Genomic DNA, 16,127 nt, shown 5'->3' on the forward strand with positions numbered 1-16,127 from the left:
ATAAAATGCTGGACAGCCTGCTGCCTTTCAGTCGCCGTTTTTTCAATCACGGCGGCCACAATATTCACTTTATCGATGAGGGCCCACAGGGCGACGTGGCGCCAAAAGGCACAGTCGTCATGGTGCACGGTAACCCGAGCTGGACCCTGTATTACCGAAACCTGATTGGCGCCCTCAAAGGCGAATATCGCTGCATTGCCATGGATAACGTGGGTTGCGGCTTGTCGGATAAACCCGATGACAGCCGTTACCATTACACCCTGACCAGCCGGATTGGCGATCTCGAAGCCTTGCTCGCTCACCTCAATGTGACCGAAAAAGTCACCCTGGTGGTGCACGACTGGGGTGGAATGATTGGCATGGGCTGGGCAACAAGATACCCTGAAGCCATTGAAAGGCTGGTGATTTTAAACACGGCAGCCTTCCATCTACCCGCCAGCAAACCCTTGCCGCTGAGGCTTAAAATCTGCCGTGATACCTGGCTTGGAACCTTGCTGGTACGGGGCTTTAACGCCTTTGCTGGGCTTGCCTCCGTGATTGGCTGCAAGCGCAATCCTATGAATACTGAGATGCGCCGTGCCTATGTCGCCCCCTTTAACAGTTGGGCCAACCGTATTTCTACCCTGCGTTTTGTGCAGGATATTCCCTTGAAGCCCGGCGACACCGCCTGGGATGAAGTGAGCCGAATAGAGCAAAGTCTGGCGCAATTTACCCGTGTGCCAACACTCATTTGCTGGGGACTCAAGGACTTTGTGTTCGACAGGCATTTCCTCACCGTGTGGCAAGAAAAGCTGCCCCAGGCCGAGGTGCACGCCTTCGAAGACTGTGGTCACTACATCCTTGAAGATGCCAGCGACGAAGTGATAGCCCATATTCAGCACTTTGTGGCTGCCTCAGTACCCGCCGAGGCCCTCGCATCATGAGTGCCAACCTGTGCCGCCATTTGGTTTCGGCCGCGAAAGCCCAGCCCCAGGGCCTGGCGGTCGCGGTGCAAAGGCACAGATTCGGCAAGCCGCCGCGGGGAATTGGTGAGCTTTGCTACGATGAGCTGACCCTGAGTGAGCTTGATAGCCGCAGTGACGCCATTGCCCACGGGCTGAATGCCATAGGTCTGACTGCCGGTGACAAGGCCGTGCTCATGGTGACACCGGGGCTGGATTTTTTCGCCCTGACCTTTGCGCTTTTCAAAGCCGGGATCATTCCCGTGATGGTTGACCCAGGCATGGGCATTAAGAACCTCGGCCAGTGCTTCGATGAGGCGGCCCCCGATGCCTTTATCGGCATTCCCAAGGCCCATGTGGCGCGGATGCTGTTTGGTTGGGGTAAAAAGACAGTTACTCAGCTGGTGACCGTTGGCCGGGGACTTAAACTCTGGGGCGGCAATACCCTGGCGCAGATTGAAAAACGCGGCCAGGATATGGGGGCCTATCCCATGGCACTGTTGGATGAGCAGGCCCTCTGCGCCATCCTGTTCACCAGCGGCAGCACAGGTGTGCCCAAGGGCGTTGAGTACAGCCACCAGATGTTTGAAGCGCAAATTCAGGCGCTTAAACAGGATTATGGTATTCGCCACGGTGAGCGGGACCTGTCAACTTTCCCCCTGTTTGCCCTCTTTGGCCCTGCGCTGGGCATGGCCTCTATCGTGCCCTGTATGGATGCCAGTCGCCCCATTAAGGCAAAACCCGAATATCTCTTTAAAGCCATCGCCGACTACCAGTGCTCCAATCTGTTTTTGAATCCGGCACTGCTGGATAAGCTCGGTCGTTACGGCGAGGCGAATGCCCTGACGCTGAATGGCGTCAAGCGTGTTATCTCTGCCGGCGCTCCGGCCTCCATTGACGCCATCAGCCGCTTTCGGCAGATACTGCCGCCGGATGCACCCGTGCTGAATTCCTATGGCGCCACCGAAGGTTTGCCGCTGTGCTTTGTTGCCAGTGATGAGCTCCTTGCCAGCGGTGAGGTGACGGCCAAGGGCGGCGGCATCCTGGTGGGTAAGCCCGTGCAGGGTGTGGCGCTTGAAATCATCGCCATCGATGAGGCGCCAATTGCCCAGTGGCAGGACGAGCTTAAACTGCAACCCTATGAAATCGGTGAAATAGTGGTAAAGGGCCCCATGGTGAGCCGCGCCTACTATCACAGAGATGAAGCCACCAGTGTGGCCAAAATTGCCGATGGCGATGGGATATGGCATCGCATGGGGGATCTGGGGTATCTGGACGATCAAGGGCGCCTGTGGATGTGTGGCCGCAAGGCCCATCGGGTGGATGCCACCGAAGGCGGCGCCTTCAAGAAACGGTATTTCTCCATTCCCTGTGAGCGGATTTTCAATACCCACTCGCTGGTGGCCCGCTCGGCGCTGGTTGGGGTACATCGACATGGGGATAAGATCCCGCTGGTTTGCCTTGAGCTCGAACGTTCCCAGGCGTGCAACAATGCCAGCAGCCTCTACCGTGAGCTGCGTGAAATCGCCGAGGCCCACGAGATCACCCAGGGGATAGATTTCTTCCTTATCCATGAGTCCTTCCCCATGGATGTTCGCCACAACGCCAAGATTTTCAGGGAGAAACTGGCGTTGTGGGCCGAAAAACAACTGTTAGGTGGTCTGAATAAATGACCGAGGCTTTCCCCTTACATCCGGCGCAGCTGGATGCCGCCAAACGACTCAAAAACCACGTCAGCCGCGTACTGGTGACAGGCGCAGGTGGCTTTTTGGGCGAGGCCCTTTGCAGGCAGCTGCTGAGTGCCGGTATTGAGGTCGTCGGTATTGCCCGCTCGGCCTATCCAGCCCTCGAAACCATGGGTGTAGAGATGCACCGTGGCGATATCACGGACCCTGAGGGCTTATCTTCTGCCATGGCTGGATGTGAGCTGGTGTTTCATGTGGCCTCCAAGGCCGGGGTATGGGGCAGTCGTGAAAGTTACTATGGCCCCAATGTCACAGGGGCGGCCAATGTCGTGCAGGCGGCCCGTGATCTTGCCATCAAAGCCATTGTTTACACCAGCACCCCCAGTGTGACCTTCGATGGCAAAGATGAATCGGGTATCGATGAGTCTGCGCCCTATGCGGCGCACTTTTTGAATCATTATGGCGCGTCGAAGGCCGAGGCCGAGGCCATGATGCTGATGGCGAACTCGCCGTCACTGGCGACTACCGCCCTGCGGCCCCATCTCATTTGGGGGCCAAACGATCCCCATCTGGTGCCCAGGGTGCTGGAGCGTGGCCGCGCCGGTCGCCTGCGTCTTCTGGGGGCGGAAGATAAGCTGGTGGATACCATTTATGTGGACAACGCCGCCCATGCCCATGTGCTGGCGGCGCTTGCTTTGCTCGAAAAGCCCGGCGAATGTGGCGGCAGGGCATTTTTCCTCAGCAACGGCGAGCCTGTGACCATGGCGAGCATGTTGTCAAAGATTCTCGCCTGTGCCGGTTTGCCCGGCGTTACGCGCCGGGTACCCGTGTGGCTCGCCTACGGCATGGGCGCGCTTATGGAGGGTGTTTACGGCCTTCTTGGCAAGCAGGAAGAACCCCTGATGACCCGCTTTGTGGCAAGACAGCTCTCTTGTAGCCACTACTACGATATCAGTGCCGCGCGGGAGATTTTAGGCTACGAGCCGCTGATTTCTCTGGATGAGGGCATGGCGCGTCTCAAGGCGTCACTTCCTCAATAAACCCTAAAAACAAATCCCAAAAGCGATCACCAAAAAATAAGCCCCAAGAGGATTTGTCCCGGGGCTTGTGCCGTTGCCGTTCAAACTACCCTCAAACCGACTTAAGGCCAGATGAGGCGCAAAGCTGGCATATGCCAGCCCCCGCACCATCTTCATTCCAGTCGCAGCTGTTGCCCGGGTTTGATAATACTCTTCATATGGAGTCCATTCAGAGACAACAGCTTGTCCAGGGACAATCCATGGCGTTTGGCGATGCCACTCAGGGTATCGCCTGATTTCACCTGATAGCTGCCACCCTTGCCGGGGGTAGATGGCGTTAAGTTCACCAATGCCGCGTTCAGGGCGGCCAGCTGGGGCTTTGGCAGGTTGATTTGATATTTGCCACTGAAGGGCACAATGCCATCCCTGAAGGCCGGGTTCAGTCTGGAGAGTTCCCTGGCAGACATGCCCACAGCCTGGGCTATATTGGACAGGGCAACCCCATTGGGCACAGCTTCCCTTGCCATTACGGGCGTGTTGGCTATGGGCGGGAAGCTGGCAGACTGGGTTTGTGGGTCCCGTAAAACCGCCAGTGCCGCCAACCACTTGTACAGGGTGGGCGCCTGATTGCGGCTTAGCCCCAACGCCAGAAAGTCTTCGGCCTTGCCCTTGCGGCGATTGCGCTCGATGGCCGTTTTCAGCTTGCCTTCACCCATGTTGTAGGCCGCCACGGCCGACAGCCAGTCGTTATCGAACATTTCATACAGGTACAGAAGGTAATCCAGAGCCGCGCGGGTCGCTGGGGTCGGATCCAATCTGCCGTCATAGCTTTGGTTGACCCTGAGATGGTGATTGCGACCTGTCTGGGCGGAGAGTTGCCACAATCCGGCGCCCCCCAATCCCTTGATGCCTGGGTGGTAGCCGCTTTCAATCAGCGGCAGCAGGGCAAGCTCAAGGGGCATATCCCGTGCTTCAAGCTCAGTGATAATGTCGTACAGCCAGGGCTCAGCCGCCGCGGGCGCATTGATGGGGAAGAGGCCGTTATTGCGGTGAAGCCCCAGAAAATAGGCCACTTCGCTGTGGGTTGGCACGCTGATGGTCTGGGCATCGGCGACTTTTTGCCACAGATTCTGCTGGGGTTTGGCTTCAGGTGTGTCGGGCTCGGGGGGGGCTGGTTCTTCTTTGACAATGGGGGAGATAACCTCGGGCTCAGGTTTGGCTTCTGCGTCCCAAGGGGCATCGGATGTCTGGGTGTTTACCTGACAACCAGCCAGGATAGACAGGGTCAGCAGCAGGACGAACCAGCCTTTTTTGCGGACAGGCCTGCTGGCAGGCAGAGCATTAAAAATGATTGTTTTTCCCATGATAATTTCCCCTCCCTGTTTGCCCTGCGGCGCGAAAAGCGCTAAATCATACGCCTGTTGTTACCCCTTGGCATCGGGGGGATGAATAAATATTTTCCCAAAGGGACATTGCCACCGAAAAATTCGCATTACGCCGTCAGTATGACTTCAAATAAACAACAATGTTGCAAATATGTAGAATGGTGTGCTGTAAATTATTGAAAAATTATTACAATTATTAGGGTGACGTTAAGGTTCATTCTGGTATGTTCGGGTCGGATTAGCGAACTTGAATAAGCGGAAAGGACCCATGCTAAGCATTAAAAACCTCACCAAGACCTACGATAACGGGGTGAAAGCCCTGAACAATGTCAATCTGGAGATCCCCAAGGGCATGTTTGGCCTGCTGGGTCCCAACGGGGCCGGGAAATCCAGCCTGATGCGGACCATTGCAACCCTGCAATCGGCCGACAGTGGCAGCATTCATTTCGATGGTATCGATGTGATGGCCGATCCCATGAAGCTGCGGACCATGCTGGGCTACTTGCCCCAGGACTTTAATGTGTATCCCCGTGTGACCGCGTTGGATTTGCTGGATCATCTGGCGGTGCTTAAAGGTATTGGCAATGCCAAAGAGCGCAAGGAAATCGTTGAAGGCCTGCTGGCTCACACCAACCTCTATCAACACAGATTCAAGTCTGTCAGCGGTTACTCCGGCGGGATGCGCCAGCGCTTTGGTATTGCCCAGGCCTTGCTGGGCGACCCCAAGCTGCTGATTGTGGATGAGCCCACAGCAGGCCTTGACCCAGAAGAGCGCAACCGTTTCCACAACTTGCTCGTTAGCCTGGGTGAGGAGCGGGTAGTCATTCTCTCGACCCACATAGTGGAAGATGTGGCCGAATTGTGCCCACAGATGGCAGTACTGGCATCGGGCAGCATACTGCTTGAAGGCAACCCACAACAGCTGGTGGACTCGCTGAATGGCAGAATATGGCGCCGTACCGTGTCCCAGCAGGAAGCTGCAGAGCTTGAAGCCCGCCTGCCGGTGATTTCCAAGCGTCTTTTCGCCGGTCGTACCGTGCTGAATGTGATGTCCGATGCCTGTCCCGAAGGTTTTGAAGGCACAGATGCCGGGCTTGAGGATTTGTATTTCTCAACCCTGCACAGCCACAGAAGCCATCAGGCCGCATAGGAGAGGGCAGCATGTTTTTACACACACTCTCCTTTGAATGGCGCTACTATTTGCGTCAGCCGTCCTTTTATGTGGTTGGGATGTTGTTGTTTCTGGTGTGCTTTTTTGCCACTGCAACCGATAACGTCCAAATTGGCAGTGGCGGCGAAGTCTTAAAAAACAGTCCATTCGCCATCGGCCAGACCCTGCTCATCACGGGGGTAATCGCCATGTTTGCTGTGGTGAACTTCGTTGGCAGCACGGCGGTACGTAACCAGCAATGCCTGATGGAAGAGCTGCTTTATGTTAAGCCGCTGTCGCCCATTGGCTATCAGCTCGGCCGCTTTGCCGGCAGCGCGCTGGTGGTGATGACCCTCTTCACCCTGGCGCCCCTTGGGCATCTGCTGGGTTCTCTGATGCCCTGGGTGGATTCCAGTCGCTTTGGGGACATCTCCCTCTGGTTTTACCTCAAGCCCATGTTACTGCTGGTGATGCCAAGTCTGCTGTTTTTGTCGGCGCTCTTTTATGCCATGGCGCAGAAGTTCCGCTCCATGATGGCCCTGTATCTTACAGCGGTGGCGGTGTTTATTCTCTATGGTTTGGCAGGACAGCTGGCAAGCCAGCCACAGTACCGTGAGATTGCGGCCTTGCTCGACCCTTTCGCGCTTCGTACCTACAGCCAGGTGGCGCGCTACTGGACCATTGCCGAGAAAAACACCATCAGCATGGGGCTTGAGGGCCTGATGCTGCAAAACCGGATTCTCTGGCTCAGTATTACCGCTTTTATTCTGGCTATCAGTGGCTTGCACCGTCAGCCATCCCTGACCCGTCGCACAGAAGGGAAAAAGCAGCGTGTCTACAAGGTACCTGTAATGCCACCCTTGGCGGCGCTGGTGCGTAAACCCAATATCAGTGGCAGCGCCCAGTTCTGGACCCGGGTCAGCTTTGAGGTGAAGCAGGTACTCTTTACTGCACCTTTCTATATTCTTGGTGCCCTGAGTATCTTTAACCTGCTGGGGCCCATGATTGCCGGGGACCTGAACTGGTATGGCACCAGCAACTGGCCTCTGACCCAGGACATGGTTGACCTGATTGTGGGTTCCACCGGCCTTCTGATGGTCATCATCCTGGTGTTTTACTGCGGTGAAATCGTCTGGCGTGAGCGCAGTACAGGCATGGGCGACATCATCGACAGCCTGCCGGTATCCAATCGGGTGTTCCTGAGCTCCAAGTTCGTGGCGTTGTCGCTGGTGATGGTAATTTTGTACCTGATTGCCATGCTGACCACCATCTGCTTTCAGCTTATCAAGGGGCAGATGAACCTTGAGCTGTCGCAATACGCCATCCGCTTGGGCTTTATGATTTTGTTGCCCCTGATGATGTCGGCGGTACTGGCATTTTTCTTCCAGGTGTTGGCACCCAACAAGTATGCCGGTATGGGTCTGTACGTGGGCTATTACGTCCTCAGTCTGATCCTGGCGAGCTGGGGGTTTGGCCACAGCCTGAATAACTTTGCCAGCTCACCCACCTTGCCATACTCCGACATGAATGGTTACGGCTGGTCGTTGCAAAGCCATGCCCTGTATATGCTGTACTGGGGCGCCTTCTCGGTGCTGCTGTTCCTGCTGGCGTTCGGCTTATATCGTCGCGGCCCTGAAGTGGGGCTCAAGCATCGTTTTGGGCTTTTGAAATATCAGCTTGGCAGCGGCGGCCGTGTGCTGGCCTTTGCCTCTGTGGCGGTATTTGCGGGCATGGGCGCTTATCTCTTTTACCAAACCACAGTGGTCAATGAGTATCGTATTCCCGATGAGATGACCGACAGTCAGGCCGATTACGAAAAGCGTTACAGCCAGTACGCCGATGCGCCCGTGCTGTCGCCTGTGAGCGTGAAAGGTCACTTCGATATTTACCCAGGCGAGCGCCGCCTTAAGGCCCGGGTTGAGATGCGTTGGCAAAACCGCAGCGGTGAGCCTATCTCCCGCATGCTGGTAAGCCTGCCGGAGCATACCGACAGGGCGTCGCTGAAGTTCGATATTCCCGGTGCCCGTTTGACCGATGAGGATGACTCCCTGCCGGTGGCCTGGCTGGTGTTTGATACCCCCATTGCCGATGGCGCCGAGGTCGCAGGTGAGATAAGCCTGGTGCGGGAAAGCAAGGGCATTGCAGAGAACAACTTTGATCTTATGCTGGTAGAGAACGGCACCTTTATCAATAACTTTGAATTGTTGCCTGTGTTTGGCTACCAGAGCGATGCCGAGCTGCTCGACAGACACGAGCGTGAAAAACGTGGGCTGTCACCCAAGGACAGGGCCAACAAACTCGAAGATGAGCGTTTCCACAAGGTCAACTTCTTTGGTCCCCAGGGCAGCTTTATTGACTTTGAAGCCACAGTGTCCACGGCTGGGGATCAAACGGCGCTGGTGCCCGGTTACCTGACCAAGTCCTGGCAGGAAAATGGCCGCAACTTTTTCCATTACAAAATGGACAGTCCCATGGTGAATTTCTTCTCCATAGTGTCTGGCCGTTACGCGGTGAAAAAGGAAGTGTATCAGGGCATTAGTATCGAGGTTTACTATCATCCGGATCACCCCTGGAACGTTGACCGTATGATGGAATCGGTGCGTGACTCCGTCGATTACTTCACTGCGGCCTTTGGCCCTTATCAGCATCGTCAGCTGCGGATAATGGAGTTTCCGGGTTACCGCTCCTTTGCCCAGAGCTTTGCCAACACTGTGCCTTACTCTGAGCGCATTGGCTTTATTACCGACCTTAGAGATCCCGACAAGATTGACCCTGTGTACTATGTGACCGCCCACGAGGTGGCCCACCAGTGGTGGGGCCATCAGGTGGGGGCGGCCGATGTGCAGGGCAGTGCGGTGATTTCCGAGAGCCTGTCGCAGTATGCTGCGCTGATGGTGATGGAGAAGAAATACGGCGGCCATATGCTCAGGAAGTTCCTGCGCTACGAGCTTGACCGTTACCTGCGCGGCCGTGGTGGTGAGCGTATTGGCGAGATGCCGCTGCTTCGCAGCGAAAATCAGCAGTACATCCATTACCAGAAAGGGTCTGTGGTGATGATGGCCATCAAGGACATGGTGGGTGAAGAGAAGCTCAACGCCAATCTCGCCGCCTTCCTCGAGCGTTATCGTTATCGCACTGACCCCTTCCCAACCACCCTGGATTTGCTTTCGTACCTGAAGCAAGGCCTCGATGACGAAGAGCTGGCCTTTGTGGACAGTGCCTTCAGAGACATCAAGCTCTACGACCTGCGCCTGACCAATGCCAAGGTTACCGAGCTTGATAACGGCAAGGTGCGGGTGGATTTGGATATCCATGCCGGGCTGCTCAAGGCCGATAATGAAGGCAAGGAGCAGGAAGAGGCCTTCAACGAGCGGGTGGATATTGGGCTCTTTGCTGCCGATCCTGACAGCATTGACTCTGAAGAGCAGGTGCTTTTGCTGGAAAAACACCCACTCAAATCCGGTGACAATCAGTTGTCCTTTGAGCTGGATAAAGCCCCAAGCTACGTGGGTGTTGACCCCTTCGTGAAACTGGTGGACAGAGACAGTAAAGACAACATCTTCAAGCTGTAACTGTTTGATATTAAAAACGCGGACTCTCAATGAGGCCGCGTTTTTTTATGCCTGATGCAGTACAGATAAATGCAAATTTGCTTGAGTGCTCAAGGCCGAGTGCCTATTGTGGTTTGAGGTAACCTGCGCTCCCGTGAGCATGGGCGCTTCTGTCCCCCGGCTGGGGCAGGACGCTTTACGCATCCAGCCGGATTGCGGTTTTTCGCCGTTTATGCGGCTGTTCCCTGGCACAGGTTAAGGTGACGGCAAGGTCACAAAGTCGCACAAGGAGAGGTTATGGATACCTATCTCGCATTCAAGGTAAAACACTGGTTGGCACGGGATCCCGACGCCAAAAGCCGCGCCGCACTGGACGCTTTGGTGGCGGCAGGGGATGACAGGGCACTCGAAGCCGCCTTCGATGGCAGACTGGCCTTTGGTACCGCCGGTATTCGCGGCATTGTCGGCCCGGGCCCCATGGGCATGAATCGCCTGCTGGTGCGCGAAACCAGTGCCGGTCTTGGCGCTTATCTCGAGGCACAAATCAAGGATGCCAAGCGTCGGGGGCTGGTAATTGGTTTTGATGGCCGCCATGACTCACGGGTATTTGCCCACGATGCGGCCTGCGTGCTCAGCGCCATGGGCTTTAAAGTCCGGCTGACCAGCCATGTTGCCCCCACACCGCTGGTGGCCTTTGGGGTAAAACATTTTGAGGCCGCCGCCGGTATTGTGGTTACCGCCAGCCATAATCCGCCCAAATACAATGGCTATAAGGTGTATTGGGAAAACGGCGCGCAGATTATCCCGCCCCACGACGCCGGCATCGCCGCCTGCATCGACCGGGCAGCCAATCTTGAACTGCCCTGGATGCCGGAGCCCGAAGCGGTTAAACAGGGGCGGCTTTCCTTTTTGCAGGATGATTTTTTCGAGCGCTATCGCCGCGCCATTTTACATTCGCCACTGCTGCACCCGGCCGGTGAAAGTCAGGCGGGGCGCGCCAGTCTGGGGATTGCCTATACCGCGATGCACGGGGTGGGTGCCCCCATGGCCGAGCGGGTGCTCAGGGATGCGGGTTTCAGCCAGGTATACAGCGTGGCGGCCCAGCGTGAGCCCGATGGCAATTTCCCCACGGTGAACTTTCCCAATCCCGAGGAGCCCGGTGCCATGGATATGGTTATCAATGAGGCCAGTGACAAGGGCGCCATGCTGGCCTGTGCCAACGATCCGGACGCCGACCGCTTTGCGCTGGCGGCCCGCCAGCGCAATGGCGGGTATCGGATGCTGTCAGGGGATCAGACCGGCGCCTTATTGTGTGATTATCTGCTGTCCCATTGGCAAGGTGCAGGCGTGCCCTTGGTGGGCAACACCATAGTCTCGTCGGCGCTCCTGCACGCCATTGCCGCCCATTATGGTGCCCGCAGCTACACCACGCTCACCGGCTTTAAGTGGCTGATGAACACCGCGCAGCAGTTGGAAACCCCGCAGCAGCCGTTTCTCTTTGCCTACGAAGAGGCCCTGGGGTACACGGTGGGCAATCTGGTGTGGGATAAAGACGGCATCAGCGCCCAGCTGTGTTTTGCCAATCTGGCGGCCGAGCTTCTGGCCGAAGGCAAGGATGTGTGGGCGGCGCTGGAGCGGCTCTATCGCCGCCATGGGCTCTATGTGAACCGGCAGGTGAGCATTGCCCTCGGGGAAGGGACGCCGGATATAGGTGCCTGGCTCAGGGATAATCCGCCAACCGAGATAGACAAGCGGCCTGTGACCGCCCTCGAAGACTTAAAGCACCTGCGTAAAGTGTACGCCGATGGCCGGGAAGAGGTGATTGCTCTGCCTGCCAGCGATGTACTCATTTACCATTTGGGCGCCTCGGCCGCCACGCCGGGCTCCACCGCCCGGGTGATAGTCAGGCCATCGGGCACTGAACCCAAGATAAAATGCTACTACGAGCTGGTATTGCCCATGGCAGACGGGATTGCCATGGCCGATGCCCAGCGCGAAGGGGATGCCCTCATGGCCGCGCTGGTGGATGGTCATCAGGCGAGTCTGCCCCGCTGAAACCGAAAAAATCCGACTCCTGACAAACCCTGCTGACACCATGTTGTCAGCAGGGGGGGATTAAGCTGACTCTATCGATGAGACGCGAAGTAATATCTACTTCAACGCATTGATATATATAGTTTACTCAACAAGGAGATATGGATATGCAAGCAACTCAACCTCTGGTGTGGGGCGAAATCGCGGTCGGTGACATGGCAAGAGCCATCGCCTTCTACCAAACCCAGTTTGGCGTGAGTTTTCGCCGGGAAGACATGGATGAAGTGGAATACGCCATCCTCGAATGCAGCGACGAGAAAGCGGCCACCATCGGCCTGATGAAACACCCCGAGTTCAAGCCTGGTCAGGGGGGCGCCTGTCTGTACCTGCATCTGGCAGATAACCTTGGCCCGCTGGTGGGCAAACTGGAGCAGAACCAGGTACAAATCGTCATGCCCCCCATGGGCATCAAGGGCGGCGAGTGTGGCTACATAGCCCTGTTTGTGGACAGTGAAGGCAACACAGTCGGCCTGTGGAGCCCCACGCTCTGAAGATGTTGGGCATAAAGACATGGGTATTTTGGTACTGAGCCAGCAATAACAGAAGACCTTGGGCCGGGCGCATTGGCGTTCCGGCCCTTGCATGGATAGGGTATGCGCCGCGCAGACAGACTGTTTCAAATTGTGCAAATCTTAAGGCACAGACGCCTGACCACGGCGGCGCAGCTCGCCGAGCGCCTGGCGGTGTCGCCAAGAACCATCTACCGGGATATTCAGGACCTGTGTCTCTCGGGTATTCCCATCGAAGGGGAGGCCGGTGTTGGCTACCTGCTGCGCCAGGAAGTGAATGTGCCGCCGCTGATGTTCAACGAGGTGGAGCTGGAGGCGATTCAGGTGGGTATTCGCATGGTGCAAACCTGGGGTGGCAAGGCCCTTGGGCAAGCCGCGGCTCAGGCGCTGATTAAGGTTGAAGCCGTGCTGCCAAACCGCCTCAAAGACATGCAGTCACTCATGTTTTCACCGGACTTTTATCTCGATGACGCCGAGTTTCAATTTCTGGATCCGCTCAGGATTGCCGCCAAAGAACGCCGGTATTGCCAGATTTGCTATCGGGATGCCAAGGATGACGTGACAGAGCGGCGCCTCAGGCCGTTGGCGATTTATTTCTGGCGTGGCACCTGGACTCTGCTGGGCTGGTGCGAGCTTCGGGGGGATTTTCGAAGCTTTCGTGCCGACCGTATTGTGAGCCTCGAGTGTGAAACCGCGCAGTTTGCCCATACACCGGGGCAAGAGCTGGCGGATTTTGTGGCGCGGATGGATGAGGCGAGCCGCGAGTACGAAAAGGCACAGACGACCGATTGCAGCGCATAAAAAATGGCGGCCGGGGCCGCCATTTTTACGCTGTGTGGATTAGAAGCTGCCCCTGACACCGAAAGCAATCTGGGTGCCGAAGCGCTCCAGGTAGTTCACCTGATCCGGGCGCTTGATGTAGCCAGAGTAACGGTCGTTGCCGAGGTTGGAGGCTTCAGCAAACACGGTCAGGTTTTCCAGCAGCGCGTAGCTTAAGCTGGCATCCAGCTGGCCGTAGGCGTTTATCCAGGCAGGACCGCCCCAGGCATCAGGATCCACCAGGAACTTGCTGCGCCAGTTGTAGGCAACACGACCCTGCAAACCGTATTTCTCGTAGTAGAGCACCGCGTTATAGGAGTTTTCAGACATACCGGCGAAGGGCAGGTTCTGCTCTTTGCGTGCCGGGTCGTCATATTCGCTGTCCACATAGGTGTAGTTCAGCTGCACGCCAAAACCATCCAGGGGTGAAGGCAGCCATTGTTCCAGCGACTGCTGCCAGGCCACTTCGTAACCTGTGATCAGGGCACCATACTCGCCTGACTCAGGCTGGTTGACCATATAGCGGTTGCCTTCCACGTCCATGGCGTTTTCATCGTTTTCGATAAAGGATTGAATATCCTTCACAAACAAACCGGCCGCCAGTGAGCTGCTGTCACCGTAGTACCACTCCAGCGTCACATCGCCCTGATAGGCCTCTTCTGCACTCACGCCGGGATTACCACGGCTCAGGGTCGGCAATCCTTCCTTGCGATTGACGAAGTCGGGGTTGGCCCAGGTACGCAGGGCATACAGGGATGGGCGGCTCAGGGTTTGGGCGGCAGAGACGCGCAGCAGCAAATCGTCCTGCAGGTTCAGGCGGAAGTTCAGGCTCGGCAGCACGTTGTTGTAACTGCCTTCATGTTCCACCGGCAACACTGCGCGCCAGTCGTTATTGCTGGGGTTGCCGGCGCCGTCGAGTACCACTTTGGACAGGTCGTAACCAAAGCCACTGGAGTCCACCTGGGTGTGGCTGGCACGCAGGCCGAGGTTCAGCATGTAAGGCAGTTCCCACAGCTCATCTTCCAGGGTGACCTGCACGAAGGCAGAGGTCACGGCTTCAGACACCTCGTAGCTGCCGGACTTGCTCTGGGTCGCGACTATGCTTGCATCGGCGGCATCGGCGTTGATGGAGCGGTAGAAGGCCAGCAGGGCATCATAGTCAAAGCTTGGCCAGGGCTCCGGAGATACGCTGTTTTCCCCGTCGAGGAAGTTATCGAAGTTGGCGGGCACAAATACGTTTTCCGGAATGCGGAACAGCTCAAATTCGCCCTGGGTAAATACCTGACCCGGGGCAAAGTCGTATCCGTCGCGGGCCAGGTAAAAACCGCCACGGCTGAACTGGCTGGGGTTACGTGAGCCAAAGGCGTTCTGGCTCTTGGACTGTTTGACATAGTTCACACCAAAGTGGACCTTACTCACCAGGCTGTCTTCGGGTTCATAGATGGCTTCGAGTTTGAGGTCATTAACCTTGTCTTTTACCCCGGTACCGCTGTTGTAGCTGTAGTGAGCACCGTAGGTTTGGTCAGAGGTGAGTGCCGGGCTTATCACCACATCCGGCAGGGTATTGCCGGTGCTGTAGTCGATGCCGATGCTGTCCACAAAGCCCCGTGCCACGATGAAGCGGTTGTCACCCTTGTTTTTGTTTTCGGCCTGGGAATAGGCCGCGTCTGCGTATACAGACCATTGGTCAGTGGGGTGCCACTGGGCGTTCAGGCCCACCTGCCAGGTATCGGTCTGGCGCGGGGTTGAAATGTTCAGCAGCTCCACCATGGTGTTATCACCGGTCTGCTTCATTTTGACCACCCGGCCCAAATCGTCGAACTCGGCATCGGTAAACAGCGGGGTGCCCGGTGTCCAGGATTCGTCATAGTTCACAAAACCAATCTGATAGCGGTTACCGTCGGTGTTGTAGCGGGAAAAGAGGCCATCGAGGCTCAGGGTTAAATCATCCGTTGGGCGCCACTGCAGGGCGAGGGTAGAGCCGACGCGCTCACGGACGTCCTGGGCGTTGGCAAAGTACATGTAGCTGGGGATCTTGGAGGCGAAAATTTCCCCTTCATCAATGGCGCCATTGTTGTTGGCATCCACGGGCACCCCGGCACTGTCCACACCCCAACCTTCGTCTTCATCGAAGAAACCGTCGGCGGAATAGGTATCTGCCCTCAGGGTCTTTTTCGAATACACGGCGGAGAAGAGTGCGCCCAGGCTGCCGTCATCATTCTGATCGCCAATGATGAAAGAGGCATGGGGATGGATATCGCCGGTGCGAGACTCGTGAATGCCCTTGGCCGACGCCTGCAGGGTAAAGCCATCCAAATCCAGCGGTTTGCGGGTTTGAATGTCTACGATTGCCCCTATGCCACCTTCGGTGAGACGGGCTTCGGGTGACTTGTACACCGCCAGCACATTCACCAGCTCAGAGGCGATGGTATCAAAGTTGAAGTCACGGCCAGCATATTCTGACGCCAGTTTACGGCCGTTAAGGGTGGTGACGTTATAACCGGCGCCCAGACCGCGCACCAGAATGTTTTGTCCTTCACCGCCGTTACGGGTGATGGTGATCCCGGGAATACGCTGCAGCGCTTCGGCCAGGTTTTCATCGGGAAACTTGCCAATGTCATCGGCCACCACCAAATCCACCACGCTGGTGGCGTTTTGCTTGAGGTACATCGACTCCTTGATACTGGAGCGGATACCGTAAACCGCAATACGCTCAACATCCTCTTCCTTGGCTTCTTCGGCTTGCTTGGCTTTTTCCTCGGTACTTTTGCTTGTTTGTTCGGCTTCGGCCGCGCACACAGGTGTTATCCAGAGTGCGGTGCTGACCGCCAGCGCCAGAGTGGCGACTTGGGTACGTAAAGAAGACATGCTCTCCCCTCCATTCAGATGCTTTTGTGACTCGTTCTTATGGCTTATTCGAAAATAACAAAAGGCTAGTTCGGCTTTCGAATGCTTACATATAATGTTAAAAAAG

10 protein-coding genes are annotated in these 16,127 nt (G+C 56.5%); 8 read left to right on the forward strand and 2 right to left on the reverse strand.

What is annotated here, in order from left to right; all coding sequences use genetic code 11:
• Nucleotides 1–5: 5 nt before the first annotated feature.
• Genes JQC75_RS05800 through oleD form a run of 3 tightly spaced genes read left to right on the forward strand, consistent with a single transcriptional unit; the run spans nt 6 to nt 3,666 of the window.
• On the forward strand, nt 6–923 hold the full coding sequence (locus JQC75_RS05800; RefSeq protein ID WP_203327136.1) for an alpha/beta fold hydrolase: 918 nt from the start codon (nt 6–8) through the stop codon (nt 921–923).
• A complete protein-coding gene (oleC, locus tag JQC75_RS05805; RefSeq protein ID WP_203326501.1) occupies nt 920–2,614 on the forward strand; it encodes an olefin beta-lactone synthetase in 1,695 nt (564 codons plus the stop codon). Before JQC75_RS05800 ends, oleC begins: the two co-directional genes overlap by 4 nt.
• Nucleotides 2,611–3,666 carry a 2-alkyl-3-oxoalkanoate reductase gene (oleD, locus tag JQC75_RS05810; RefSeq protein ID WP_203326502.1) on the forward strand — a complete coding sequence of 352 codons (1,056 nt, stop codon included), beginning with the start codon at nt 2,611–2,613 and terminating at the stop codon, nt 3,664–3,666. Before oleC ends, oleD begins: the two co-directional genes overlap by 4 nt.
• Before the next feature lie 152 nt (nt 3,667–3,818).
• Here the strand turns inward: oleD and JQC75_RS05815 are convergent, their stop codons facing one another.
• Entirely contained in the window at nt 3,819–5,009 is a 1,191-nt protein-coding gene (locus JQC75_RS05815) for a transglycosylase SLT domain-containing protein (RefSeq protein ID WP_203326503.1), read from the reverse strand.
• Nucleotides 5,010–5,298: 289 nt separating this feature from the next.
• On the opposite strand from JQC75_RS05815, the gene JQC75_RS05820 reads away from it, so the two are divergent.
• From JQC75_RS05820 to JQC75_RS05840, 5 genes are all read left to right on the forward strand, one after another.
• Nucleotides 5,299–6,180 (forward strand): ABC transporter ATP-binding protein, encoded by an 882-nt coding sequence (locus JQC75_RS05820; RefSeq protein WP_203326504.1) that lies wholly within the window; start codon nt 5,299–5,301, stop codon nt 6,178–6,180.
• Between the two features lie 11 nt (nt 6,181–6,191).
• Nucleotides 6,192–9,752 (forward strand): ABC transporter permease/M1 family aminopeptidase, encoded by a 3,561-nt coding sequence (locus JQC75_RS05825; protein ID WP_203326505.1) that lies wholly within the window; start codon nt 6,192–6,194, stop codon nt 9,750–9,752.
• A gap of 276 nt (nt 9,753–10,028) precedes the next feature.
• Nucleotides 10,029–11,786, forward strand: a complete 1,758-nt coding sequence (locus tag JQC75_RS05830; RefSeq protein ID WP_203326506.1) for a phospho-sugar mutase — start codon at nt 10,029–10,031, stop codon at nt 11,784–11,786.
• A gap of 146 nt (nt 11,787–11,932) precedes the next feature.
• Nucleotides 11,933–12,316 (forward strand): VOC family protein, encoded by a 384-nt coding sequence (locus tag JQC75_RS05835; RefSeq protein WP_203326507.1) that lies wholly within the window; start codon nt 11,933–11,935, stop codon nt 12,314–12,316.
• 102 nt (nt 12,317–12,418) lie between these two features.
• Complete coding sequence (locus JQC75_RS05840) at nt 12,419–13,135, forward strand: helix-turn-helix transcriptional regulator (RefSeq protein ID WP_203326508.1); 717 nt, start codon at nt 12,419–12,421, stop codon at nt 13,133–13,135.
• Between the two features lie 39 nt (nt 13,136–13,174).
• Here JQC75_RS05840 and JQC75_RS05845 read toward each other — a convergent pair whose 3' ends face one another.
• Entirely contained in the window at nt 13,175–16,021 is a 2,847-nt protein-coding gene (locus tag JQC75_RS05845) for a TonB-dependent receptor (RefSeq protein WP_203326509.1), read from the reverse strand.
• Nucleotides 16,022–16,127 lie beyond the last annotated feature (106 nt).

The organism is Shewanella litorisediminis, from assembly GCF_016834455.1.
GTDB lineage: Bacteria > Pseudomonadota > Gammaproteobacteria > Enterobacterales > Shewanellaceae > Shewanella > Shewanella litorisediminis.